The sequence below is a fragment of the Variovorax glucosi genome (assembly GCF_051216695.1).
In the GTDB taxonomy this organism is placed as follows: Bacteria; Pseudomonadota; Gammaproteobacteria; order Burkholderiales; family Burkholderiaceae_C; genus Variovorax.
This window is the reverse complement of the sequence record NZ_JBPJZE010000001.1, coordinates 1,496,387-1,519,401: the sequence shown is the minus strand read 5'-3', so window position 1 is coordinate 1,519,401 and position 23,015 is coordinate 1,496,387. Positions and strand designations below refer to the sequence as shown.

General features: G+C 63.0%; 22 protein-coding genes and 1 tRNA gene. 14 read left to right on the top strand and 9 right to left on the bottom strand.

All coding sequences use genetic code 11. The features are described 5' to 3' along the window. Positions 1–8 precede the first annotated feature (8 nt). Complete coding sequence (arfB, locus tag ACSFA3_RS07140; protein WP_435504987.1) at positions 9–416, top strand: alternative ribosome rescue aminoacyl-tRNA hydrolase ArfB; 408 nt, start codon at positions 9–11, stop codon at positions 414–416. Here the strand turns inward: arfB and ACSFA3_RS07135 are convergent. Both ACSFA3_RS07135 and ACSFA3_RS07130 read right to left on the bottom strand, forming a co-directional pair. Then, the gene (locus tag ACSFA3_RS07135) at positions 385–2,082 is read right to left on the bottom strand and encodes a SulP family inorganic anion transporter (RefSeq protein WP_435504670.1); all 1,698 of its coding nucleotides are present in this window, start codon (positions 2,080–2,082) and stop codon (positions 385–387) included. The genes arfB and ACSFA3_RS07135 overlap by 32 nt on opposite strands. Beyond that, positions 2,079–2,951, bottom strand: coding sequence for an AraC family transcriptional regulator (locus ACSFA3_RS07130; protein ID WP_435504669.1), 873 nt, complete (start codon positions 2,949–2,951; stop codon positions 2,079–2,081). Before ACSFA3_RS07130 ends, ACSFA3_RS07135 begins: the two co-directional genes overlap by 4 nt. A gap of 91 nt (positions 2,952–3,042) precedes the next feature. Between ACSFA3_RS07130 and ACSFA3_RS07125 the strand changes: the two genes are divergently transcribed. After that, positions 3,043–4,320 carry an MFS transporter gene (locus ACSFA3_RS07125; protein ID WP_435504668.1) on the top strand — a complete coding sequence of 426 codons (1,278 nt, stop codon included), beginning with the start codon at positions 3,043–3,045 and terminating at the stop codon, positions 4,318–4,320. Positions 4,321–4,337: 17 nt separating this feature from the next. On the opposite strand, the gene ACSFA3_RS07120 is transcribed toward ACSFA3_RS07125, so the two are convergent. From ACSFA3_RS07120 to ACSFA3_RS07110, 3 genes are all read right to left on the bottom strand, one after another. Next, positions 4,338–4,847, bottom strand: coding sequence for a 6,7-dimethyl-8-ribityllumazine synthase (locus ACSFA3_RS07120; protein WP_435504667.1), 510 nt, complete (start codon positions 4,845–4,847; stop codon positions 4,338–4,340). A 143-nt stretch (positions 4,848–4,990) separates the two neighbouring features. Then, the gene (locus tag ACSFA3_RS07115) at positions 4,991–5,422 is read right to left on the bottom strand and encodes an SWIB/MDM2 domain-containing protein (protein ID WP_435504666.1); all 432 of its coding nucleotides are present in this window, start codon (positions 5,420–5,422) and stop codon (positions 4,991–4,993) included. Between the two features lie 197 nt (positions 5,423–5,619). Continuing rightward, a complete protein-coding gene (locus ACSFA3_RS07110) occupies positions 5,620–6,576 on the bottom strand; it encodes a DMT family transporter (RefSeq protein WP_435504665.1) in 957 nt (318 codons plus the stop codon). Between the two features lie 314 nt (positions 6,577–6,890). Between ACSFA3_RS07110 and aceA the strand changes: the two genes are divergently transcribed. The 10 genes from aceA to ACSFA3_RS07060 all read left to right on the top strand — a co-directional run bounded on the left by aceA (position 6,891) and on the right by ACSFA3_RS07060 (position 16,492). After that, the gene (gene aceA, locus ACSFA3_RS07105; RefSeq protein ID WP_435504664.1) at positions 6,891–8,210 is read left to right on the top strand and encodes an isocitrate lyase; all 1,320 of its coding nucleotides are present in this window, start codon (positions 6,891–6,893) and stop codon (positions 8,208–8,210) included. Between the two features lie 228 nt (positions 8,211–8,438). Then, complete coding sequence (gene thrS, locus ACSFA3_RS07100; protein ID WP_435504663.1) at positions 8,439–10,346, top strand: threonine--tRNA ligase; 1,908 nt, start codon at positions 8,439–8,441, stop codon at positions 10,344–10,346. Positions 10,347–10,421: 75 nt separating this feature from the next. After that, positions 10,422–11,033: a translation initiation factor IF-3 gene (infC, locus tag ACSFA3_RS07095; RefSeq protein WP_435504986.1), complete on the top strand. Its 612-nt coding sequence runs from the start codon at positions 10,422–10,424 to the stop codon at positions 11,031–11,033. Positions 11,034–11,193: 160 nt separating this feature from the next. Continuing rightward, a complete protein-coding gene (rpmI, locus tag ACSFA3_RS07090; protein ID WP_435504662.1) occupies positions 11,194–11,397 on the top strand; it encodes a 50S ribosomal protein L35 in 204 nt (67 codons plus the stop codon). A 24-nt stretch (positions 11,398–11,421) separates the two neighbouring features. After that, entirely contained in the window at positions 11,422–11,781 is a 360-nt protein-coding gene (gene rplT / locus ACSFA3_RS07085; protein WP_007832499.1) for a 50S ribosomal protein L20, read from the top strand. A gap of 113 nt (positions 11,782–11,894) precedes the next feature. Beyond that, positions 11,895–12,971: a phenylalanine--tRNA ligase subunit alpha gene (gene pheS, locus ACSFA3_RS07080; protein ID WP_435504661.1), complete on the top strand. Its 1,077-nt coding sequence runs from the start codon at positions 11,895–11,897 to the stop codon at positions 12,969–12,971. 54 nt (positions 12,972–13,025) lie between these two features. Beyond that, positions 13,026–15,449, top strand: a complete 2,424-nt coding sequence (gene pheT, locus ACSFA3_RS07075; RefSeq protein ID WP_435504660.1) for a phenylalanine--tRNA ligase subunit beta — start codon at positions 13,026–13,028, stop codon at positions 15,447–15,449. After that, a complete protein-coding gene (locus ACSFA3_RS07070) occupies positions 15,446–15,835 on the top strand; it encodes an integration host factor subunit alpha (protein WP_435504659.1) in 390 nt (129 codons plus the stop codon). The genes pheT and ACSFA3_RS07070 overlap by 4 nt, the downstream gene beginning before the upstream one ends. A gap of 65 nt (positions 15,836–15,900) precedes the next feature. Further along, positions 15,901–16,383 (top strand): MerR family transcriptional regulator, encoded by a 483-nt coding sequence (locus tag ACSFA3_RS07065; protein ID WP_435504658.1) that lies wholly within the window; start codon positions 15,901–15,903, stop codon positions 16,381–16,383. 32 nt (positions 16,384–16,415) lie between these two features. After that, a tRNA-Pro gene (locus tag ACSFA3_RS07060) sits at positions 16,416–16,492 on the top strand. A 101-nt stretch (positions 16,493–16,593) separates the two neighbouring features. On the opposite strand, the gene ACSFA3_RS07055 is transcribed toward ACSFA3_RS07060, so the two are convergent. Then, positions 16,594–16,806: a hypothetical protein gene (locus ACSFA3_RS07055; RefSeq protein WP_435504657.1), complete on the bottom strand. Its 213-nt coding sequence runs from the start codon at positions 16,804–16,806 to the stop codon at positions 16,594–16,596. A gap of 339 nt (positions 16,807–17,145) precedes the next feature. Here ACSFA3_RS07055 and ACSFA3_RS07050 point away from each other — a divergent pair, with 339 nt between their 5' ends. After that, a complete protein-coding gene (locus ACSFA3_RS07050; RefSeq protein ID WP_435504656.1) occupies positions 17,146–19,281 on the top strand; it encodes a hybrid sensor histidine kinase/response regulator in 2,136 nt (711 codons plus the stop codon). Beyond that, positions 19,215–19,871, top strand: coding sequence for a DUF1345 domain-containing protein (locus ACSFA3_RS07045; RefSeq protein WP_435504655.1), 657 nt, complete (start codon positions 19,215–19,217; stop codon positions 19,869–19,871). The genes ACSFA3_RS07050 and ACSFA3_RS07045 overlap by 67 nt, the downstream gene beginning before the upstream one ends. On the opposite strand, the gene ACSFA3_RS07040 is transcribed toward ACSFA3_RS07045, so the two are convergent. The 3 genes from ACSFA3_RS07040 to ACSFA3_RS07030 are packed head-to-tail and all read right to left on the bottom strand — an operon-like array spanning position 19,868 to position 22,910. Beyond that, positions 19,868–20,818, bottom strand: a complete 951-nt coding sequence (locus ACSFA3_RS07040) for a DMT family transporter (protein ID WP_435504654.1) — start codon at positions 20,816–20,818, stop codon at positions 19,868–19,870. The genes ACSFA3_RS07045 and ACSFA3_RS07040 overlap by 4 nt on opposite strands. Then, the gene (locus tag ACSFA3_RS07035; protein WP_435504653.1) at positions 20,815–21,321 is read right to left on the bottom strand and encodes a methylated-DNA--[protein]-cysteine S-methyltransferase; all 507 of its coding nucleotides are present in this window, start codon (positions 21,319–21,321) and stop codon (positions 20,815–20,817) included. The genes ACSFA3_RS07040 and ACSFA3_RS07035 overlap by 4 nt, the downstream gene beginning before the upstream one ends. Then, positions 21,318–22,910: a DNA-3-methyladenine glycosylase 2 family protein gene (locus ACSFA3_RS07030; protein WP_435504652.1), complete on the bottom strand. Its 1,593-nt coding sequence runs from the start codon at positions 22,908–22,910 to the stop codon at positions 21,318–21,320. The genes ACSFA3_RS07035 and ACSFA3_RS07030 overlap by 4 nt, the downstream gene beginning before the upstream one ends. Between the last annotated feature and the right edge of the window lie 105 nt (positions 22,911–23,015).

Sequence of the window (23,015 nt, the reverse complement as noted above, 5' to 3'; positions counted from 1 at the left end):
GCATGTCCCTGCTGCATCCCCCACTCCCGATCGACCCCGACGAGGTCGAACTCAGCGCGATCCGGGCGCAGGGTGCGGGTGGGCAGAACGTCAACAAGGTGTCGAGCGCGATTCATCTGCGCTACGACATCCTCGCCAGTTCGCTGCCGCCCGATGTGAAGGAGCGCCTGCTCGCATTGCGCGACAGCCGCATCACGCAGGAAGGCGTCCTGGTGCTCAAGGCGCAGCAGCACCGCACCCAGGAAATGAACCGCAACGACGCGCTGGCTCGCCTGCAGGCGTTGGTCGACAGCGTTGCCACGCCGCCGCGCATCCGCCGCGTCACCAAGCCGACCTACGGTTCCAAGCAGCGTCGGCTGGAAGGCAAGAGCCAGCGCTCGGAAATCAAGAGTCTTCGCGGGCGAATACGGGACTGAAGCTGTCCGCGCCGAGCGCTGCCAGCGCCTCCGCGTCGGTGCGATAGGCGAACAGCAGCGGGCCCGGCGCCAGCAGGCCCGCGCGTTCCAGCACCTGCTGCGCGGGCAGCTTCAACCCGGCGATGTGCAGCCGCACGCCTTGCGCCGCAAGCAATCTGCGGATGTTGCCGAAGGCTTCGGCGCCGGTGATGTCGACGCGGTTGATCGGATGCGCGAACAGGAACACGTCGGTCAGGCCCGGTCGTTCGGCCAGCGCGGCGGTGATGGCGCGCTCGAGCGTGCTGGCCGACGCGAAATCCAGCTCGGCATCCATTCGCAGCGCGTAAAGGTTCGACGCCAGCGGCGGCAGGCGCCACAGGTGGCGGTCGCGCAGGCTGCCGTCGCCGTGCAGGCCGACTTCGATGATGCGCGGATGCAGGTGGCGGTACATGTAGTGCGCCAGCGCCGCGAGCAGCCCGCCGAGCACGCCCCAGTAGATCGACGGCGCGGTGGCGATGGTCAGCGCGAAGGTCGCGACCGCGATGGCTGCCTCGATGCGCGAGATACGCCAAAGCGCGACGAACGCCTTCGGCTTCATCAGGCCCAGCGTGGCAGTCACCACGACCGACGCCAGCACCGCCTGCGGCACATGGAACAGCAGCGGCATCGCCCACAGCAGCGCGCCCGCGACAACGGCAACGCTGAACAGCGTCGCCCATTGCGTCTTGGCGCCCGCGTACAGCGTGATGGCCGAGCGCGAGAACGACGAACTGGTCGGAAACGAGCCGGTCAGCCCGGACGCCAGCTTTCCCAGGCCCTGTCCGATCAGGTCCTGGTTCTCGTTCCAGAGCTTGCCGGCGCGCGCGTTGTCGACCTTGGCGCTCGACGCCGTTTCCAGGAAGCTGACCAACGTGATGAGGAACGCCGGCAGCAGCAGCGTGCCCAGCTCCGACGGCGCGATGGCGCCCGGCCAGTAGAACGTCGGCAGCCCCGACGGCAGTGCGCCGATCACTGCGCCGCCGCGCAGCGCATAGCCGATCGCCGCGCTCAAGGCCGCGCTCACGGCGACCAGCACCATCGTCGTCGGCACGCGCGGCAGAAAGCGCTTGCCGGCCCACAGCGTGGCGATGCCGCCGAGGCCGAATGCGATGGCGATCAGGTCGGGCGGCGGTCCCTGCAGAAGCTGCGCGTAGGTGCGACCGGTGAAGCCGAGCAGCGCGGGCAGCTGCGAGAGCGTGATCAGCACCGCCGCGCCTTGCGTGAAACCCATCAGCACGGGAGAGTTGACCAGTCGCAGCAGCCAGCCGAAGCGTCCGATGCCGAGCGCGAGCTGCATCGCGCCCGAGATCAGCGTCAACCAGACGGCCAGCGCCACCCATTCGCGGCTGCCGGGAATCGCCAGCGGTGCGAGCGACGCGCCCACCAGCAGGCTGGTCAGCGCCGTCGGCCCGACGGAAAGACGTGCCGACGAGCTGAAAAGCACGGCGATCAGCGCCGGGAACAGCGCTGCATAGACGCCGGTGATGAGCGGCATGCCGGCCAGCGCGGCGTAGGCGACGCCTTGCGGGATCACCATCAGCGCGACCGTGATGCCGGCGGATGCCTCGTTGAGGAGCAGTGCCCGGTCGGGCCGCGGCCAGTCGAGAAAGGGAAGGCAGCGGACGAGCCGGTCGCGTGTCCGTGTCATCTGGGCTTCTTGTGCTGGAACGCGGTCGGCGACTGGCCGGTTGCGGCCTTGAACATCGCGCAGAAAGCGCTGTCGGTCGCATAGCCGCTGGCATGCGCCACCCGGCTCACGGCCATTCCGCGCGCCAGCAACGGCAGCGCATGCGCCATCACGGCCTGCTGCCGCCATTGCTGCCAGCTCATGCCGAGCTGATCCCTAAATAGCCGTGCCACGGTGCGCTCGCTGGCACCGATGGCTGCGGCACGTTCGCCGAGCGTTGCCCGGTCCGCCGGGTTGTGCAGCAGCGTCTCGCACAGCTGGCGCAGGCGCTTGTCGCGCGGCAGCGGCACGTCGATGCGGATCTGTGTCGCGCGTTCGATCTCGTCGATCAGCAGCGGCGCGATCAGGCGCTCCCGCTGGGCGGGTTGCAGCGGGTGCGTGGCCGGTCGCGTGTGCCGCTCGTCGAGCTCGATGCCGCGCACCGGCGAGGCGCCGTCCGGCGTGGTGTCGAGCGAGAGCATCAGCGCCAGCAGCAACGGGCTGATTTCCAGCACCTGGCATCGCTCCCAGTTCGGCGCCAGCCAGGCATGCAGGTACACCGTCCGCAGTTCTGCATCCTCGATCAGCGTGATGCTGTGCGGCACGTCCGCCGGTACCCACAGCGCGCGCGACGGCGGCACGATGTACGTGCCGTCCTGCGTGCTCAGGCGGATCACGCCCTTGGTCGAGAACGTGAGCTGGGGCCACGGATGCACGTGCAGCTCGACCAGCGTGTCGGCCTTCAGGAAGTGCTCCTTGGCACGCAGCGGCCGCACGGCGTCGGGTGCGAAGAGATGCGGTGTGAGCGCGCCCACGCGCTGAAGAGATCGGCTAGCGCTAGCGGTTGTCATTGTTTCGACAAATGTTGTCCATCTATCGCCATTCTGCCGCGCGATTGCTGTCTAGCATCGAAAGTTCCCGCTTCATTATTCCCGCAGCATCATGTCTACAACAGCCAACGGCGCATCGAACAACGGCCGCAAGGTGTCGGCCCCCGGCCTCAAGGCCGATACGCAACTCATCGGCCTGGTCGGTCTGGCGCACGCGATCAGTCATTTCAGCCAGCTGGTGCTCGCGCCGCTGTTCCCATGGCTGAAGGACGAGTTCAACGTCGGCTTCATCGAACTCGGCGCGGTACTGACCGCTTTCTTCGTTGTCTCGTGCATCGTCCAGGCAGCGTCCGGTTTCATCGTCGACAAGCTGGGGCCGCGGCCGGTTCTGTTCGTCGGTCTCGGGCTGCTCGGCGTGGCTGCGTTCGGCTACGCGCTGGCGCAGAACTACTGGATGCTGCTGGCCAGCGCGATGGTGGCCGGCGTCGGCAACGGCGTGTTCCACCCGGTCGACTACACGCTCTTCAATCGCAAGGTCGCCCCGACACGCCTGGGCCATGCCTACAGCGTTCACGGCATCACCGGCAGCCTGGGTTGGGCGCTGGCGCCGGCTTTCGTGGTGCCGATCGCGATGGCTTTCTCATGGCGCATCGCGCTGGCGTCGGCCGGGGTGCTCGCACTGGCTGTGCTGCTGGTGCTGTGGTTCTACCGCCGCGTGCTGTCGCTCGACGTCGCGACGGTGCAGTCAGCGACCGGACATGGCGGCGATGCGGCCACCGGTCCGGTGACCGGGCAGTTCGATTTCCTGCGCATTCCGTCGGTCTGGATGTGCTTCGGCTTCTTCTTTTTCTACGCGATGGTCTTGAGCGTGGTGCAGACCTTCGCGCCGGTTGCAGCCGGACAACTGCATGCCGTGCCGGTGGCGCTGGTCGGCATCTGCCTGGCGATCTACATGGTCGCGAGCGCCGGCGGGATGGCTGTCGGCGGGTTTCTGGCTTCGGACCCGTCGCGGTGCGAGCGTATCGTCGGCATCGGTTTCGGGCTGGCGGCCATGCTTGCACTTGTGCTGGCGTTTGCCGAATTCCCGCCGGTGCTGGTTCCGGTGATCTTCGGAGCGATGGGTTTCGTCTCCGGCGTCGCCGGACCGTCGCGCGATCTGCTGGTGAAGCGCTCGACGCCTCCGAATGCGACTGGTCGCGTGTACGGTGTCGTTTATGCGGGGCTCGACATCGGCCAGGCGACCGCTCCGCTGATCTTCGGTGCGCTGATGGACCACGGCCAGTTCCGCAGCGTGATCCTGGGTCTCGCGCTGGTGCAGGGCGTGCTGATCGCGAGCGCGTTCAACGTGCGACGTGTCAGGCGCGAGGCACTGTTGCCTGCCCTGGCCTGACCGGCGGGTGCAGTTCGTCAGCCGCCGACGAGCGCCGCGGACTGGCGCAGCGATTCGATGGTGCGGATGCAGGCATCCGCCGCTTCCGTGCCCTTGACCGCGAAATGCGCGTGGAAGTATTTGCGGTGCTCGACGTGCTCATGGAAATGATGCGGTGTCAGAACGGCCGACAAGACAGGCACATCGGTTTCCAGCTGGATCGACATCAGCGCATTCACCACCGTGCTGGCGACGAATTCGTGGCGATAGATGCCGCCGTCGACCACCAGCGCGCAACCGACGATGGCCGCATACCTTCCGGACAACGCCAGCCGCTTCGCCTGCAGCGGAATCTCGAAAGCCCCCGGCACGTCGATGACGTCGATGCGGTCGCGCGCGAAGCCCTGGCGCGTCATTTCTGCAAGGAACGCATCGCGCGCCTGATGAACGATGTCCGCATGCCATTGCGCCTCCACGAACGCGACACGCTTTGCCACCGGATTCGTCGGACTCATTGCGGAAAGCGGAAGGTCGTTGATCTGACTCATGTTTTCTCTTCGGAAATAGTCTTTGCGGAAGGAAATTCTAGGCATCCGTTTGCAACGACGCTGTCGCTCGCGTGAAGTGACCTTTTCCAGAACGTAAAAAAGCCGGCATCTGCCGGCTTCCTGGGGACGCAAAAGCAGTCCGGTTACTTGACGTGCTTGCCGATCAGCGCGGCGAGTTCGAACATCGAAACCTGCGGCTTGCCGAAGATCGCCTTCAGCTTGTCGTCGGCGTTGATGTTGCGCTTGTTGGCCTTGTCTTGAAGATTGTTCTTCTTGATGTAGTCCCACAGCTTGCTCACGACAGCGGTGCGCGGCAGCGGCGTCGAACCCACGACGGCGGCGAGTTCCGCGCTGGGGGTCAAGGCCTTCATGAAGGCGGCGTTCGGCGTGCGCTTCTTGGCAGGAGCAGCTTTCTTGGCCGGAGCCTTCTTTGCCGGTGCTGCAGCCGTCTTGGCAGGCGCGGCCTTCTTCGCAGGCGCCGGCACCTTCTTCGCGGGTGCTGCTGCCTTCTTGGCAGGAGCCGCCGCCTTGGTCGCCGGAGCCTTTTTGGCCGGAGCCTTTTTTGCAGTTGCCATGGTTGATTTCCTTTTTTTGGATTTGAACGTTTCACCAATGAAAAGACGTGTCTCCACTGGCAGCCCGCATGCTAAATGAGAAGAAACGCGTTTCCAAGGGAAAACGGGACTTTTTCATTGGCGTTTGTTGTTTTTTCCAGAGGGAGATGAAGGTTTTCGCGCACCCTCCAAAACCGCCTGCATACAACGGCGCGACATCAATGTACGGAGGCGGTCGCGCGGCGCTCCGGCCAGGTGGCGAGAAGCACGCCCAGCAGCGATACCGCGAACGCAAAAAGCTGTCCGTTCGAGAGCGATTCGCCAAGCACCCAGACGCCGACCAGCGCCGCACTCACCGGCAGCATCACGGTGAAAACGCCGGCCTGCGAGGCGGGCACGTTTTTCAGCCCGGTCATCCACAGCCAGACCGTCCAGATGCTCGCCGCGAGTGCGTAGATGACCAGCAGCAGCCATGTGCCGCCCTGCACGCCGGCGAAGTCGAATTTCCATGCAAGCCAGAGGCCTGCCGGCGTCGTCAGCGCAAAACCCCAGAGATTGATGAGCGATGAAATCCGCTTCGGTCCCAACCGCCCGGTCAAAGATTTTCCGATCAGCGCATAGGCGGCCTCGCAGAGCACCGCGCAGAAGACCAGCACATTGCCGAGCCAAGGCGGCGCCGAAGCGGTCGCGTCGACCGACGGTGTCTGTACCGACGAGCCCGCAGGTGCAAGTGCAAGCAGGCCGATGCCGAACGCCGCGCATCCGATCGCCAGGCCCACGCGCCGCGTGATGCGCTCGCCGAGAAACACCCGGCTGCCGATGGCGATCACGGCGGGTATCGACGCCATGATCACACCCGCCGACACCGCGCTGGTCATGCTCACGCCGAACAGCATGCAGATCGAGAACATGAAGTTGCCAAGAAACGATTCGAGGAAGACGAGCCTGCGGGTCTTGACCGTCATCGGCCGTTCGTCTGCCGGACGGCGCAACCAGTGCGGCATCGCCAGCGCGGCGATGCCGAAGCGCAGCCATGCGAGCAGCAGTACGGGAAACGCAGCGACCAACGGCTTCGATAAAGCCACGTAGCCGCCGACCATCGACATGCTGAGTGCCAGGCAGCCGTAGGCGACGAAACGCGCGGAGCGGGAAGAGGAGAAGCGGGGCTGTGACATGCAGGGGATGCGAGCGGGACGGAATCGGACGGTCGGATGATGCGTCAATGCTCGGCAAGCGCCGTTCGCGAGGACCGCATTTCACTTGGAGGGATGCATTTCGTAATGCGGAAAAATCAGTTGGATATCCAGCGAATTATTTTCCGATATGAGAAATAAAATTTCACATCAAGGGATGGTTTCGATAACCCATTGATTTGATTGAATTAAAAATAAGTCTTATATAAGACATAAGACAGATTTGCCGACGTAAAGTAGTGCTAACGCAGACGCGCCGAACAACGAATTTCAATCAACCTTCAGGAGTGAACACCATGCCGCAAACCCTCACCGAACAGCTCAGCCGCGAACAACAGGTTGCTGCCCTCGAAAAAGACTGGGCCACCAACCCGCGCTGGAAGGGCATCAAGCGCGGCTACACCGCCGCCGAAGTCGTGCGCTTGCGCGGCTCATTCCCCATCGAACACACGCTGGCACGTCGCGGAGCGGAAAAGCTCTGGGATCTGGTGCACAGCGAGCCGTATGTCAACTGTCTCGGCGCGCTCACCGGTGGCCAGGCGATGCAGCAGGTCAAGGCCGGCATCAAGGCCATCTATTTGTCGGGCTGGCAGGTCGCTGCCGACAACAACAGCTACGCGTCGATGTACCCGGACCAGTCGCTGTACCCGGTCGATTCGGTGCCGACGGTGGTCGAGCGCATCAACAACACCTTCCGCCGCGCCGATGAGATCCAGTGGTCGAAGGGCAATAACCCGGGCGACGAGGGGTACGTCGACTATTTCGCACCGATCGTGGCCGATGCCGAAGCTGGCTTCGGCGGCGTGCTGAACGCATTCGAACTGATGAAGGCCATGATTAAGGCCGGCGCCGGCGGCGTGCATTTCGAGGACCAACTGGCGTCCGTCAAGAAGTGCGGCCACATGGGCGGCAAGGTGCTGGTCCCGACGACCGAAGCCGTGCAGAAGCTGATCGCCGCCCGCATGGCGGCGGATGTCTGCGGCACGCCGACGCTGGTTATCGCCCGCACCGACGCCGAAGCCGCCGACCTCATCACCAGCGACTACGACGAAAACGACAAGCCCTTCATCACCGGCGAACGCACGGCCGAAGGTTTCTATCGCACGAAGAAGGGCATGGACCAGGCCATCAGCCGCGCAGTCGCCTATGCGCACTACGCCGATCTGGTGTGGTGCGAAACCGGCACGCCCGACCTCGAATTCGCCCGCAAGTTCGCCGAAGCCGTGCACAAGGTGCATCCGGGCAAGATGCTCGCGTACAACTGCTCGCCGTCGTTCAACTGGAAGAAGAACCTCGACGACGCGACCATCGCCAAGTTCCAGCGCGAACTCGGTGCAATGGGCTACAAGTACCAGTTCATCACACTGGCCGGCATCCATTCGATGTGGTTCAACATGTTCGATCTGGCGCAAGACTATGCGGCGCGCGGCATGTCGGCTTATGTCGAGAAAGTGCAGGAGCCCGAATTCGCGGCCCGCGATCGCGGCTACACCTTCGTGTCGCATCAGCAGGAGGTCGGAACGGGCTACTTCGACGAGGTGACGACGGTGATCCAGGGCGGCAAGTCGAGCGTGACTGCGCTGACCGGCTCGACCGAGGAAGAGCAGTTCCACTGACGCGCCGGACGAGGGCGGAGCCGGGAAGATAGAATCGACGGCTCCGTCCCCGCAACAAGAGCGAGAAAGGCAATCTGGTTATGACACCGCGAACTACGTCCGACGCACGCCGCGGCGCTTCCTTCGAAGGAACGCGCCGGTAATCCCGCGCACGTCGGCCATTGCCGTCATCTCCCAGCAAAGCGCGGTCACCACCGCGCTTTTTGTTTTTCAGGCTCAAGGTTCCACATGATTCAAATCACGCTCCCCGACAACTCGCAACGCGAGTACCCCGGCCCGGTTTCGGTTGCCGACGTTGCCCGATCGATCGGCCCCGGGCTCGCCAAGATGACGGTCGCAGGCAAGGTCGACGGCAAACTGGTCGATGCCAGCGACATCATCGATCACGACGCACGTCTGCAGATCATCACGCCCAAGGACGACGAGGGGCTGGAGATCATCCGCCACTCGACCGCTCATCTGGTCGGCCATGCGGTGAAGCAGCTGTACCCGACGGCCAAGATGGTGATCGGGCCGGTGATCGACGAGGGCTTCTATTACGACATCTCGTTTGAACGCCCGTTTACGCCCGAAGATGTGACTGCCATCGAACAGCGCATGCGCGACCTGATCGCTCAGGACTACGACGTGGTGAAGAAGGTGACGCCGCGTGCGGAGGTCATCGAGGTTTTTGCATCGCGCGGCGAGGATTACAAGCTCCGGTTGGTCGAAGACATGCCCGATGAGCAGGCAATGGGGCTCTACTATCACCAGGAATACGTCGACATGTGCCGTGGTCCGCACGTGCCGAACACACGCTTCCTGAAGGTTTTCAAGCTGACGAAGCTGGCTGGCGCCTATTGGCGCGGCGATGCCAAGAACGAGCAGCTTCAGCGCATCTATGGAACGGCCTGGGCCGACAAGAAGCAGCTCGACCAGTACATCCAGCGCATCGAGGAAGCCGAAAAGCGCGACCATCGCCGCCTCGGCAAAGAACTCGACCTGTTCCACATCGACGAAGTTGCGCCCGGCGTGGTCTTCTGGCATCCGAAGGGATGGGCGATGTGGCAGGAAGTCGAGCAGTACATGCGCCAGGTCTACAAGGACACCGGCTATCAGGAGGTCAAGGGGCCGCAGCTGCTGGACAAGAGCCTGTGGGAGAAGACCGGCCACTGGCAGAACTATCGCGAGAACATGTTCGTCACGGAGTCGGAAAAGCGCGAATACGCTCTGAAGCCGATGAATTGCCCGGGCCACGTGCTGATCTTCAAGTCGGACCTGCGCAGCTACCGCGACCTGCCGCTGCGTTACGGCGAATTCGGCCAATGCCACCGCAACGAACCCAGCGGTGCGCTGCACGGCATCATGCGCGTACGCGGTTTCACGCAGGACGATGGTCACATCTTCTGCACCGAAGACCAGATCCTCGAAGAGTGCGTGAACTACACGGCGCAGCTGCAGAAGGTCTACGCCGATTTCGGCTTCACCGACATCCTCTACAAAGTGGCGACGCGGCCCGAGAGCCGCATCGGATCCGACGAGCTCTGGGACAAGGCGGAGCATGCGGTGATGGAAGCTCTGCGTCGTTCGGGTGTCGATTTCATCATTTCGCCCGGCGACGGCGCGTTCTACGGTCCGAAGATCGAATACACGCTTCGGGACGCCATCGGGCGCCAGTGGCAGTGCGGCACGATGCAGGTCGACTTCAACATGGCGGAGCGACTCGGCGGCGAGTACGTGACCGAAACCAGCGGCCGTGCACACCCGGTAATGCTGCACCGCGCGATCGTCGGCAGCCTCGAGCGCTTCATCGGCATGCTGATCGAACATCACTCGGGCGCAATGCCTGCGTGGCTGGCGCCAGTGCAGGTCGCGGTGCTCAATATCAGCGAAGGACAGGCCGAATATGCGGCTTCTGTGGCGAAAACACTGCAGAATCAAGGGCTTAGGGTTCAGCTCGACCTGCACAACGAGAAGATCACGTATAAAATCCGCAAGCATTCGTTGCAAAAGCTTCCCTACATCATTGTCGTGGGCGACAAGGAGAAGGAAGCAGGTGCCGTCGCAGTGCGCGCCCGAGGAAATGTTGACCTCGGTGCCATGTCTGTAGAGGCTTTCTCGCAAAAGATCGCCCAGGACATCCAACACAAACGCTGATCTCTGTTGAAAAGCGGTTTGTGGGCGCAATCTCGACTGTAATCGCTGCCAGCCCGGCAGCAAACTGTTTGAAGGATCCTGACCATCGCTACTGCATTTCGCGACCGCCGCCACCGCGAGGAACGCCAACACCGCCTTAACCGGGAAATCATGGCCCCGGAAGTTCGCCTGATCGGACCCGAGAACGAGCCGATGGGTGTTGTAAGCATCACCGAGGCTTTGCGCCTGGCCGGTGAGCAGGATGTCGATCTGGTGGAAGTCGTTTCCGCAGCGAACCCGCCTGTCTGTCGACTGATCGAGTACGGCAAGTTCAAGTACCACGAGCAGAAGAAGGCAGCCGAGGCGAAGTCGAAGCAGAAGATCGTCGAAGTCAAGGAAATCAAGTTCCGCCCGGGCACCGATGACGGTGACTACAACATCAAGATGCGCAACATCAAGCGCTTTCTTGAAGAGGGCGACAAGTGCAAGATCACGTTGCGTTTCCGCGGCCGCGAAATCACGCACCAGGAACTTGGTCTGGCTTTGCTGCAGCGCATTCGCGACGAGCTGGCCGACCTGATCATGGTCGAGCAGTTCCCGAAGCTCGAAGGCCGCCAGATGATCATGATGATCGCACCTGGCCGCAAGAAGGCAGGCGGCGCGCCGAAGCCGGCAGCCGAAGCTTCGCAGACGCCGGCAACGGCTTGAAGCGGTAGCTGTCCGTAAGCGGGCAGCTGAGGATTTGAAGGGTTTCGGCGCTGCACGCGCTTTCGGGTGCATGCAGCGGCGAGATAAGAAGTGTCTCGGGGCCAACAAGTCTGTGGAGTATCCGCAGCGCCTCACGAGCACAAATTAAAGGAGCATTGATATGCCCAAAATGAAGACCAAGAGCAGCGCGAAGAAACGTTTCCGCGTTCGTCCCGGTGGCACCGTCAAGCGCGGTCAAGCCTTCAAACGTCACATCCTGACCAAGAAGACCACCAAGAACAAGCGCCAGTTGCGCGGTTCAGTGAGCGTTCACGAGACCAATATGGTTTCGATGGCCGCGATGCTGCCCGGCATGGGCATTTAATTCAGACGAACAAGGAGTAATCACATGCCTCGCGTCAAACGTGGTGTAACGGCTCGCGCCCGCCACAAGAAAGTTCTCGCCCTTGCAAAGGGTTTCCGCGGTCGCCGCGGCAATGTATTCCGCGTCGCCAAACAGGCGGTGATGAAGGCTGGGCAATATGCCTACCGTGATCGCCGCACAAAGAAGCGCGTGTTCCGTCAATTGTGGATTGCGCGTATCAACGCCGCCTCGCGTGAACTGGGCCTGACCTACAGCCAGTTCGCCAATGGCATCCGCAAGGCGGGCATCGAGATCGACCGCAAGATGCTTGCGGACATAGCGGTGCACGACAAGGCCGCATTCGCCGGCATCGTGGAGCAGGTCAAGGCCAAGCTGGCTGCTTGATCCTGCAAAGCAGAAAGTCGCTTTCGGGCGGCAGTCTGCGCCCACGGTATAAGGGCTGGCGCTTGAGAAGGCTCCAGTCCTTTTTTCTTTCCCGTTTCCCGCGAAGAATTCCCATGAACGAGTTGGACTCCCTGGTCGATACCGCGCGCGCCGCTTTTGCTCAAGCGATGGCACCTGCGGAACTTGAAAACGCCAAGGCCCAGTTTCTCGGCAAGGCCGGCCGCATCACCGAGCTGATGAAGGGTATGGCGCAGTTGCCTGTCGAAGAGAAGAAGCTCCGCGGCGCTGCCATCAACGTGGCCAAGCAGGCTATCGAGGCTGGATTGACCGAGCGTCGCCAGCAACTGGCGGATGAGGAGCTTGCCGGTCAGCTGCGCGCCGAGTCGCTCGATGTCACCTTGCCCGGCCGGCGTACGGCCGGCGGCGGGCTGCATCCGGTGAGCCGCACGCTGGAGCGCATCGAGGCGATCTTCTCCAGCATGGGGTTCGACGTGGCCGACGGCCCAGAGATCGAGAGCGACTGGCATAGTTTCACCTCGCTGAACAATCCGCCAAACCATCCGGCGCGTTCGATGCAGGACACGTTCTACGTCGATATCGATGGCGACGACGGCGTCCCGTACAACCTCCGGCCGCACACCAGCCCGATGCAGGTGCGCTATGCCCACCAGCACATCAAGAAATACGCAGCGCAGTTCGAGGCTGCCGCCAAGGATGCAACCGGCGAGACCAAGGCACCTGAAATCCGTGTCATCGCGCCCGGCCGCACCTACCGCGTCGACAGCGATGCCACACATTCGCCGATGTTTCACCAGTGCGAAGGGCTGTGGCTCGGCGAAAACGTGAGCTTCAAGGACCTGAAGGTCGTCTTCACCGATTTCTGCCGTACCTTCTTCGAGAGCGACGATCTGGTGCTGCGCTTTCGGCCCAGCTTCTTCCCGTTCACCGAGCCCAGCGCCGAGATCGACATCCAGTTCCAGAGTGGACCGCTGGCCGGCCGCTGGCTGGAAGTTGCCGGTTCGGGCCAGGTGCATCCGAACGTCGTGCGCAACATGGGGCTCGATCCCGAGCGCTATATCGGCTTTGCGTTTGGCATGGGTCCGGATCGCCTGACGATGCTGCGCTACGGCGTGAACGATCTGCGGCTGTTCTTCGACGGCGACCTGCGCTTTCTGTCGCAGTTCCAGTGATCCGGTGATTCGGTGATCCGATTTGAGCAAGAAGAAGATTAAGAGAACAACGAGATGCAATTCCCCGAGTCATGGTTGCGCGAATTTTGCAACCCGCCGCTGTCGAGCGCCGAACTGGCCGAGACGCTCACGATGGGCGGCTTCGAAGTCGAAGAACGCCGTCCGGTCGCACCGCCGTTTTCCAGGATCGTCGTCGGCGAAATCAGGGAAGCCGTCCAGCATCCGAACGCCGATCGCCTGCGCGTGTGCCAGGTCGATGTCGGCCAGGGCGAATTGCTCAACATCGTCTGTGGCGCGCCGAATGCGCGCGCAGGCATTCGCGTGCCATGCGCGCTGGTCGGCGCGGAACTGCCGCCTGCGGACGACGCCAAGGACGCTAAACCTTTCCTCATCAAGCTCGGCAAGCTGCGCGGCGTCGAAAGCCAGGGCATGCTCTGCTCGGCCCGCGAACTCAAGCTGAGCGAAGACCACGGCGGCCTGATGGAGCTCGCAGCCGATGCGCCATTGGGTGCAGACGTGCGCGACGTTCTCAAGCTCGACGATTCGCTGCTGACGCTCAAGCTCACGCCGAATCTGGCGCACGGACTCAGCGTCTATGGCATCGCGCGCGAGCTGGCTGCACTGACCGGAGCACCGCTGAACACACCGCAGATCGCAGCTGTCCCGACGGATCACGCCGACGTGTTGCCTGTCAAGGTCGAGGCGCCCGAACTCTGCGGACGTTTTTCCGGCCGCATCGTGCGTGGCGTCGACACCAGGGCCGCGACGCCGTCCTGGATGGTCGAGCGACTCTCACGCTGCGGGCAGCGCAGCGTTTCGCCGCTGGTCGATATCTCGAACTATGTGATGTTCGAGTATGGCCAGCCGACGCACATCTTCGATCTCGACAAGATCCACGGCGGCCTGACCGTGCGCTGGGGCAAGCCTGGCGAGCAGCTCAAGCTGCTCAATGGCAACACGGTCACCGTCGATGAGAAGGTCGGCGTGATCGCGGACGAGCGCGAGGTCGAATCGCTTGCCGGGATCATGGGCGGCGATGCGACGGCCGTGTCCGACGACACGAAGAACATCTACGTCGAAGCCGCCTTCTGGTGGCCCGAGGCGATCCAGGGCCGGTCGCGCCGTTTCAATTTCTCGACCGATGCGGGTCATCGTTTCGAGCGCGGCGTCGATCCGAGCCGCACGGTCGCGATCATCGAGCGCATCACTCAGCTCGTGATCGACGTCTGCGGCGGCACGGCCGGACCGATCGACGACCGGATCCTGCGTCTGCCCGAAGCCAAGCCCGTGACGCTGCGCGTGGCGCGTGCGGCGCGTGTGATCGGCATGCCGGTGACGCAGGCGCAATGCGTCGATGCGCTGCGCCGGCTCGGGCTGCCGATCGAGGAGGGCGACGGAACCATCGTCGTCACGCCGGCGCCGCATCGATTCGACCTGCTGATCGAGGAAGATCTGATCGAGGAAGTCGCGCGTCTCATCGGCTACAACAACCTGCCGACGACCGCGCCGCTCGGTCCGATCACTGCGCGCGTGCGTGCCGAGTCGCAGCGTAGCCGTTTTGCCGCACGTCACCGTGTGGCCGCGCTCGGGTATCAGGAAACGATCAATTTCAGCTTCGTCGAGGCGCACTGGGAACACGATCTGGCGGGCAACGCCGATCCGATCCGACTGCTGAATCCGATCGCCAGCCAGATGAGCGTGATGCGTTCGTCGCTGATGGGTTCACTGCTGCAGGTGCTCAAGTTCAACCTCGACCGCAAGGCACCGCGCGTGCGCGTATTCGAGTCAGGACGCGTCTTTCTGCGCGACGCCAGCGTCGAGACCACCGACAGCACCGTGAAAGGCATTCACCAGCCGATGCGCATCGCCGGATTGGCCTGGGGCGATGCCGAGGAAGCGCGCTGGGACGGCAAGCCGCAACGCATCGATTTCTACGACGTCAAGGGCGACGTCGAGGCATTGCTTGCGCCGCTGGTGCCAAGCTTCGAACCGGTCGAGCATCCTGCGCTGCATCCCGGCCGCGCCGCGCGGGTGCTGTTGGACGGCAAGGCGATCGGCGTCGTCGGCGAGTTGCATCCGCGGTGGCGCCAGAAGTGGGATTTCTCGCATGCACCGATGCTGTTCGAACTCGAGCTGGACGCGGTCACCGCGCGTCCGGTGCCGGTTTCGCAGTCCGTGCCGAAGATGCAGGCGGTCGAGCGCGATATCGCCGTGGTGGTGGCCGAGGCCGTCACGCATGCAGCGTTGATGGCTGCGATCCGTACTGCACCGACGCAGGGCCTGCTGCGCGACGCAGCGCTGTTCGACATCTATCGCCCGCAGCCTTCGGCGGCTCAGGCGAGCGGTGAAAAAAGCATGGCTGTGCGTCTGCGCTTCCAGAGCGACAGTGCGCCGATGACCGATGAGCAGGTTGACCCTGCGGTGCGCTCGATCATCGAGACGCTCGGTGCCACGCTGGGTGCGCGTCTGCGAGGATGAAGACCATGGATTTCACGCTCGAAGCTCTTGAAACACCGGCGCTGACCAAGGCGCATCTGGCTGAACTTCTGTTCGAGCAGATCGGCCTCAACAAGCGCGAGTCGAAGGACATGGTGGAGGCGTTCTTTGACCTGGTCGGCAACAGCCTGATCGAAGGCACGGACGTGAAGATCTCGGGTTTCGGAAACTTCCAGATCCGCGTGAAGGCGCCGCGTCCGGGCCGGAACCCGCGCACTGGCGAAGCGATTCCGATCGGCGAGCGTCGCGTCGCGACATTTCATGCGAGTGCCAAGCTGAAGGAGCAGATCCAGAACGGCGGCGAGGACGAGATGCCCCAAGCCGACGAAACGACTGAAGTCGCAGACTGGCGCGTCGGCACGGAATAAGTGCTTGGCCTGCCATGTGCTGGTGGAGTAACCTCTGAGGTTTTGCTCGCACAGTCTTGATTTCAATGGAGAAAACGCTCCCGTCGATACCGGTCAAACGCTACTTCACGATCGGTGAAGTCGGCGAACTCTGCGGTGTGAAGCCACATGTGCTGCGTTATTGGGAGCAGGAGTTCACGCAGCTGCGACCGATGAAGCGGCGTGGCAATCGTCGCTATTACCAGCACCACGAAGTGTTGATGATCCGCCGCATTCGCGACTTGCTCTACGACCAGGGCTTCACGATCAGCGGTGCCCGCAACAAGCTTCAAGAAATCGCCCAGAATGCGCGCGACATTCGTCGGGCGGAGACAGCCGAAATTCTTGTCGAAGGAGTCGAGGCCACGGACATCGACCAGGAAGTCTGGGAGGCGGCTTCGGCGAAGGAAAATGCTGGCGAGCAGGAGGTGTCGCAAGCGAAGTGCGTCGAGACGACATCGACGTTGCAGTGGCAACAGGTGCGCCACGAGCTGATCGAAATTCGCGAGTTGCTGTCGACCGGGCTCTGAGGCTGAAACTGCCACGGTATACTCGCAGGCTTCGGTGTGTGGCGCAGCCTGGTAGCGCACTTGCATGGGGTGCAAGGGGTCGAAGGTTCGAATCCTTTCACACCGACCAATAAAGTCAAAGGGCATCCGGTCGATAGACCGGATGCCCTTTTTCATTGGGTTCGCGCAGGCGCACGACCCTAAGATCCCGTCGACGTCAGCCAGCGAGGATCAAAGACCGCCCATGAATGTCGACGGCGAACCGAAATGGTTCTCGCGCGGTTGATAGTTGGTGCTGACGACCTCGTCATCCCCAGGCTCTGTCGAGAACAGCAGCGTACCGAGTGCGAGTGCGAAGCACACGGCAAGCGATATGACGCCAAAACTTGCCACGAGACCCCAGGTCATCGCGAGGCCCACAAGAAGAATGAGAATTTTTGACATGCGCCAATGATGCAAGGTTTGGACACGCTCGTCTGTGACGCATCTCACACTAATCAGTGTGCCATCGGCATCTCATAACACTAATTTGAGAGCCATCTTTGGAACTGTGAACTTAGGTTTTATTAAACAGTTCGCACGTTGATTCGGGCTTTGTAACGCCCTGCTTTTTAACGATGTAAAAAAAGTAAGCCTATTCTTACGTATTAAGAAGTACATTTCCTGCATAAAATCAAAGTTCACAATCAGTTAACGAATCTGTCAATGGATAGAAAATTCATCCTCGAGTCGTTAATCCTGGCGTTTCCACAGCGTTGTCGCTGATTCGAGAAAGCACCAAGCATGGCAAAACATGCGAGATCGCATCTGGGGGCGCAAGCGCAACTGTCCGAACGTCGTCTGATGGTGACGTGGGGCATCGCAGGATGCGGCGTGGTTGTTTTGCTTGAAGTCGCCTTCGACTTCGTGCACGGGTTCAAGCACGACGTCGGATTCGGGGTCGCCCTTGCGCTGACGCTCGGATTGCTGTGCGCTGCGCTGAAGCGGCGATACCCTTCGGATCTTTTCGAGCTTCTGGCGGCAATCGCAGCTTGCGCATGGGTGGTCTCGGGAATCGGCACGCACGGCACGGACGGACTTGTGTGGGCTTATGCCAGCATCGCTGCGCTGATGCTCATCGCACCGAGTCGCTACAGCGAGGTCTTCGCCGCTTGCGTCGTGATCTGCACTGGCATCGCGTTGTGGCAGCTGAAGGCCCCGGCAGTGCCATTCGGAGCCATCGCGCTGATATTCGTCTTTACGGCACTCATGAAGCTCTACAAGGTCAGCATGAGCAGCCAGTGCGATGCGGTCGACGCCCGTCGCGTGCGGCTCGAGCTCCTTCTGCGATGCAGCGACGCAGGGTGTCTCGAATGGAACGATGTCGATCGCTCTGCGCATTACTCGCCTCGGCTGTGCGAAATGCTCGGGCTGCCGCCGGATGTCGACACATTGAGGATGGAGTTCTGGAGTCACTTGCCGCCTGGTTTCAGGAGTCGCGTGAAGGACGAGTTCACCAGGCAGCTCGACAGCGTCACGAAGCCATACGAATCGATGCAGCTTCAGTCGATGGAATATCCGCTGATCAGGCAGGACAAGACCCGCATCTGGGTGCACGCCCGCGCCATCCGTATTTCGGACCGCTACGGCGCAATGGCGCGCTACGTCTGTACTTTCGTCGACATCACTGCACGATTCGAGATCGAACGGCATCTGCGTGCGGTCAACGCAGGAGTCGAGGCGCGGACGCGCGAAATCATCCGGCAGCATGCGGCACTCGAGAAAACGCTTCATACACGGGAGGAGGTCGAGCGGATTTCGCGTCACGACCTCAAGACGCCGCTCGTGCAGATCGCCTCGATCACCGATACGCTGCGGAACGTGCGCAGGCCGGTCGGAGAAGAAGAAGCGCTTCTGATGAAACTGGAAGCGACCGCGCGACGCGCCATGAAGATGCTGAAGCTTTCGGTCGATTTCTACCCGATAGAGGATGGCCGTTACGAATTCACGCCGGAGCCGGTCGACATGGTGAGCATGGTGTGCAGGGTTTGCGACACTTTCAGTGCGCAGGCTGCAACCAAGCAGATCGGGTTCTCGCTGCACCCGGAGCTGAGCGAATTGTGGGCGCAGGCCGATGTCGTTCTCTGCGAGACCATCCTCGAAAACCTGATGAAGAACGCCATCGAAGCTGCGCCCGAAGGAAGTCGCATCACGGTGCGCATCCGGGACGGTTCGAAGGTGCGCGTTTCGATCCACAACCGGGGTGCCGTGCCGACAGCGGTGCGTGCCAACTTCTTCCATAAATATTCGACGGCAGGGAAGATGAGTGGCACCGGCCTCGGTACGTATTCGGCGCAGCTGATGGCCAAGGCCCAGTCCGGCCAGATCCGCATGAGCACGTCCGAAACCAAGGGAACGGTTCTTACGCTGGAGCTGATGCCCGTGCTTGGCGGGCTAGGGCGTGTGGACATCGGCCAGCGGAAGTCGGAAACGCAGCAGATCTTCGTCGCGCGCTCCATCCTGGTTGTCGACGACGATGCGTACAGCGCGATCGCCGTTGCCGGCATGGTCGAAACGCACGGCGCCGTGCAGACGGTGCTGAATGGCCATGCCGCCGTCGAGTCGGTCATGAAGCAACGTCCGGACTTCATCTTCATGGATCTGGAAATGCCGGTGATGGGCGGGATCGAGGCCATCGGCAAGATTCGGAACTACCAGGAAACGGCCGGACAGCAGCCCAGCACGATCATCGCGATGTCTGCGCATGACGATCCCCTGACGCGGCGCCGATGCAAGGTTGCCGGCTTCGACCGCTGCGTGAGCAAGCCGTTGTCTCGCGAATGCGTGGCGCAGCTGCTGGGTAGAGTCGAACCATGCGCGAACATATTTCCCAGGCTTTCGGCCTCCAACGACTTCTCTATGGCCTCGTCGCAGGTTTAGGCTTCGGACTCATTCCATGGCCGGTGGACATCGTGGCGCGAGCGCTGATGGGCTGGAGCTTCGGCGCGGCGTTCTATCTGCTGCTGGCCTGGTGGCTGGCCGAGGTCTATGACGCCCAGCGCACGCGCGAGCGGTCGCAGTCGCTGGACCCGCCCAATGTGCTGATCCTGATCATCATGCTGACCGCCGTCGGCGCCTGCGTCACAGCCATCGCGATGCTGTTGCAGCAGGTGAAGGACATGAACGGCCTCGAAAGAGTGGCGCACGTGGGGCTCGCGGTGCTTGCGCTGGCGATGTCGTGGCTGCTGATCCACACCATCTACGCCTTCCACTACGCGCACCGCTACTACCAGCAGGAACTTAGGAACGAGCCGAACGGGCCGGGGCTCGACTTTCCCGGCAAGCTCGACCCCGACTACATGGACTTCCTCTACTTTTCCTTCGTGATCGGCATGACTTCGCAGGTTTCCGATGTCCAGGCCACATCGCGCCAGATGCGCCGCATCACGCTCATCCACGGCGTGCTTTCTTTCGCCTTCAACATGCTGGTGCTCGCCCTGTCGATCAACGTGGTCGCCAGCAGCATCTAGCCGGTCGATCGTGCGCGACGACCGAGTTGTACCAGTCCGGTCGACAGCGCGACGCCGCAGACGATCACCGCCGCGCAGCCGAGCATCCACGGCGTGACGCGCTCGCCGAGAAAGACGACGCCGTAGAACACGGCAAATACCGGCACCAGAAAAGTCACCGTGAGCGCACGGGCCGGGCCGGCGCGTGCGATCAGGCGAAAGAACAGGATGTACGCGAGTCCGGTGCAGACCACGCCGAGCGCGATCATCGCCAGCCACGCGTGCAGGCTCGGCATCTGCGCCGGCCAGAGCCAGATCGCGGGAATCGCGAGAAACAGCGTCGCGCCGATCTGGCTGCCTGCAGCGCTCGCCATTGGCGGAACACCGGCCAGGAAGCGCCGAGTCGCACTGGCCGACACGCCGTAGCTCAGGCAAGCGCCGAGGCAGGCCAGCACGGCCCAGAGCGCCGCGTGCCCTCCATCCGCATCCGCGCCGGTGTGGAAACCGGCGCTTCGACTGGCCAAAAGCGCAACGCCGGCAAACCCGACGATCAGCCCGACGATGCGCGAGCCGCCCGGCCGCTCGCCGAACCAGGCCCAGGCGACGAGCGCGCCGAACATCGGCACCGTCGCGTTGATCACGGCGGGCAGTCCGCTGCTCAGCGTGAGCAATGCGAAGCAGAAAAGCGCGAAAGGAAGTCCCGAGTTGAATATGCCGACTGTCAGCGTCGCCTTCCAGTGCTGCGCCATCGCCGGTCCCTGGCCTCGAAGCAGCGCCAGCGGCACCAGGAACAGCGCAGCCACCGTCACGCGGACCGCTGCAGCCGGCAACGCACCGAATTCCGCAGCGCCGATGCGCATGAACATGAAAGACGCTCCCCAGATCGCGCCCAGCAGCACCAGATCGACTGCCCAACCGCCCACTGCAGGCGCCTTCAGCCGCGCACTCGTCTCGACGGAACCGCTCACAACGCGCCTTCCAGCTGCAGAAGCGCGGTCTTGCGCTCCAGCCCGCCTGCATAGCCGGTGAGCGCGCCGGTCGCGCCGATCACGCGGTGGCACGGCACGATCACGCTGACCGGATTGCGCCCGACGGCCGCACCGACCGCGCGCACCGCCGTCGGCCGTCCGACGCGCGCGCTCAGCGCGCCGTAGCTGGTGGTTGCGCCGGCCGGTATTTCACGCAGCGCCTGCCAGACAGCCTGCTGGAAGTCGGTGCCGTGCGAGAGGTCGAGTGGCAAGTCGAAAGTCGTGCGTCGACCGGCGAGGAAGTCGAGCAATTGCTCGGCGGCCATGCGCAGGACCGGGTGGGCATCGTCGGTCTCCCATCCTTCGGTGTCCGGCGAATGCTTTTGTTCATCGAACCAGAGACCGGAGAGGCCTTTGTCGGTCGCGGCGAGCACGACGCCGCCGAGTGGCGTCTCCATATGCGTCGTGCGCAGGTTGCGCAGGGAATCGGTGCTGAATTTCATGGTGCGTCCTTGTCGTCTGTCTGGCGGATCGGAGCGGCTGCCGAGACCGGCGGGGTGTACCAGGCACGCAGCACGGCATAGCTGCGCCAGGGCCGCCAGACCAGCGATGCCTCGGCGGCCGCGCGTGCCGTGGAAACGCCCATCGCCTTCTGCAGCGCCACGTCGCCGGCGGGAAACGCATCGGGCCAGCGCAGCGCACGCATCGCGACGTATTGCGCCGTCCAGTCGCCGATGCCGGGCAAGGCCTGAAGCGCCTTGAGCGTCGACGGCACGTCCGCGCCCGGATGCAGCGCCAACCGGCCGGAGCGCACTTCGTTCGCCAGCGCATGCATCGCGCCCTGACGCTGCCGCACGATGCCGATCTGCCCCAGCGCGTCGCTGCTGGCCGAAGCGATGGCTTCGGGTGTCGGGAACAGTCGGTCGAGCCCGGCGATGGGCGTGTCGATCGGTTCGCCGAAGGCCTCGACCAGCCGTCCTCCGATCGTGCGAGCAGCCGCGACGGTGATCTGCTGGCCGAGGACGGCTCGAACGGCGAGTTCGAATCCGTCCAGCGTTCCCGGCACGCGCGATCCGTCGCTGGTCGGGAAAACGTCGTGCAGCAGGGCGTTGATCGCCATCGGCTCGGCGTCCAGGTCGAGCAGTGCGCGTACGCGTCCGATCACGACCGGCAGCACCGTGGCGAGCGATTCGCTGACCGAAAGTCTCAGTTGCGAGCTTTCGGTATCGAAGTGCCACTTCAGCCAGCCGGTAACCCCACCAATGCGCAATGTGCTCGCAAACCAGTCGCCGTCGCCGGTTTCGGCGCCTTTCAGCGCGTGTCGTGCCATGAAGGCCTGCATTCCGACCGTGTCGTAGGGCGGTCGATAACCCAGCCGCACCGAGATCGTTCCGTCGGAGCGCCGGTCTTCGTCCGGCCCGCCTTTCCTGTTCGTCTTTCCAGCCCGTCGCATTTCGCTCGGATTGAGGCCGTAATGCGCGACGAACGCCGCATTGAACCGCCGAATGCTGGCAAAGCCGCTTGCGTGGGCGATTTGCGTCATCGACAGCGCCGTGTCGGCGATGAGTTGCTTGGCTGTCAGCAACCGGCGCGTCTGCAGATATTGCAGCGGAGAAACACCGAGCTGCGCTTCGAAGATGCGTCGCAGATGGCGGTCGCTCACGCCGAGCCGCTCGGCGATCTGCGCGACGCCGGGGCCGTCTTCGTCTTTGTCTCCGGCTCCATCCTCACCGACATCGTTCACCGTCCTGGAATGCCAGGCATCCGGTGCGTCGATCAGCCGTGCCGCCTGCAGCGCCAGCATGCGCGATGCGTCTTCCGTCGACCAGTTGATCACATGGGGCGCGAGTTCGGGGCGGCAGCGCAGGCAGGGCCGGAAACCGGCGTGTTCGGCCTGCGCGGCGTGGCGGAAGAACCGGCAGTTCTCGCGCATGGGCGTCTTCACGCGGCACACCGGCCGGCAGTAGATGCCGGTAGAAGTCACTGCGGTGAAGAAGGATCCGTCGAAGCGCGCGTCGTGCGTCTGCATCGCCAGATAGCAGGCATCGTCCGCGAGTACGGAATCCTGGACGTTTTCAAGTTCGCTGGGCATCCGGTCGATCATACGGACGGCGAAGCTTCGAACTGGCCGTTTCCGGACATGTGGCTCTTTCGAGCCATGCCTACAATAGCATTCGTTTTTCGAGAACTTTCCAGG

Excerpts from the sequence above, each read along its gene's own strand:
- ACSFA3_RS07135 (WP_435504670.1), bottom strand. The coding sequence starts at position 2,082 with ATGACACGGACACGCGACCGGCTCGTCCGCTGCCTTCCCTTTCTCGAC.
- ACSFA3_RS07130 (WP_435504669.1), bottom strand. The coding sequence starts at position 2,951 with ATGACAACCGCTAGCGCTAGCCGATCTCTTCAGCGCGTGGGCGCGCTC.
- ACSFA3_RS07125 (WP_435504668.1), top strand. The coding sequence starts at position 3,043 with ATGTCTACAACAGCCAACGGCGCATCGAACAACGGCCGCAAGGTGTCG.
- ACSFA3_RS07120 (WP_435504667.1), bottom strand. The coding sequence starts at position 4,847 with ATGAGTCAGATCAACGACCTTCCGCTTTCCGCAATGAGTCCGACGAAT.
- ACSFA3_RS07115 (WP_435504666.1), bottom strand. The coding sequence starts at position 5,422 with ATGGCAACTGCAAAAAAGGCTCCGGCCAAAAAGGCTCCGGCGACCAAG.
- ACSFA3_RS07110 (WP_435504665.1), bottom strand. The coding sequence starts at position 6,576 with ATGTCACAGCCCCGCTTCTCCTCTTCCCGCTCCGCGCGTTTCGTCGCC.
- aceA (WP_435504664.1), top strand. The coding sequence starts at position 6,891 with ATGCCGCAAACCCTCACCGAACAGCTCAGCCGCGAACAACAGGTTGCT.
- thrS (WP_435504663.1), top strand. The coding sequence starts at position 8,439 with ATGATTCAAATCACGCTCCCCGACAACTCGCAACGCGAGTACCCCGGC.
- rpmI (WP_435504662.1), top strand. The coding sequence starts at position 11,194 with ATGCCCAAAATGAAGACCAAGAGCAGCGCGAAGAAACGTTTCCGCGTT.
- rplT (WP_007832499.1), top strand. The coding sequence starts at position 11,422 with ATGCCTCGCGTCAAACGTGGTGTAACGGCTCGCGCCCGCCACAAGAAA.
- pheS (WP_435504661.1), top strand. The coding sequence starts at position 11,895 with ATGAACGAGTTGGACTCCCTGGTCGATACCGCGCGCGCCGCTTTTGCT.
- pheT (WP_435504660.1), top strand. The coding sequence starts at position 13,026 with ATGCAATTCCCCGAGTCATGGTTGCGCGAATTTTGCAACCCGCCGCTG.
- ACSFA3_RS07070 (WP_435504659.1), top strand. The coding sequence starts at position 15,446 with ATGAAGACCATGGATTTCACGCTCGAAGCTCTTGAAACACCGGCGCTG.
- ACSFA3_RS07065 (WP_435504658.1), top strand. The coding sequence starts at position 15,901 with ATGGAGAAAACGCTCCCGTCGATACCGGTCAAACGCTACTTCACGATC.
- ACSFA3_RS07055 (WP_435504657.1), bottom strand. The coding sequence starts at position 16,806 with ATGTCAAAAATTCTCATTCTTCTTGTGGGCCTCGCGATGACCTGGGGT.
- ACSFA3_RS07050 (WP_435504656.1), top strand. The coding sequence starts at position 17,146 with ATGGCAAAACATGCGAGATCGCATCTGGGGGCGCAAGCGCAACTGTCC.
- ACSFA3_RS07045 (WP_435504655.1), top strand. The coding sequence starts at position 19,215 with ATGCGCGAACATATTTCCCAGGCTTTCGGCCTCCAACGACTTCTCTAT.
- ACSFA3_RS07035 (WP_435504653.1), bottom strand. The coding sequence starts at position 21,321 with ATGAAATTCAGCACCGATTCCCTGCGCAACCTGCGCACGACGCATATG.
- ACSFA3_RS07030 (WP_435504652.1), bottom strand. The coding sequence starts at position 22,910 with ATGCCCAGCGAACTTGAAAACGTCCAGGATTCCGTACTCGCGGACGAT.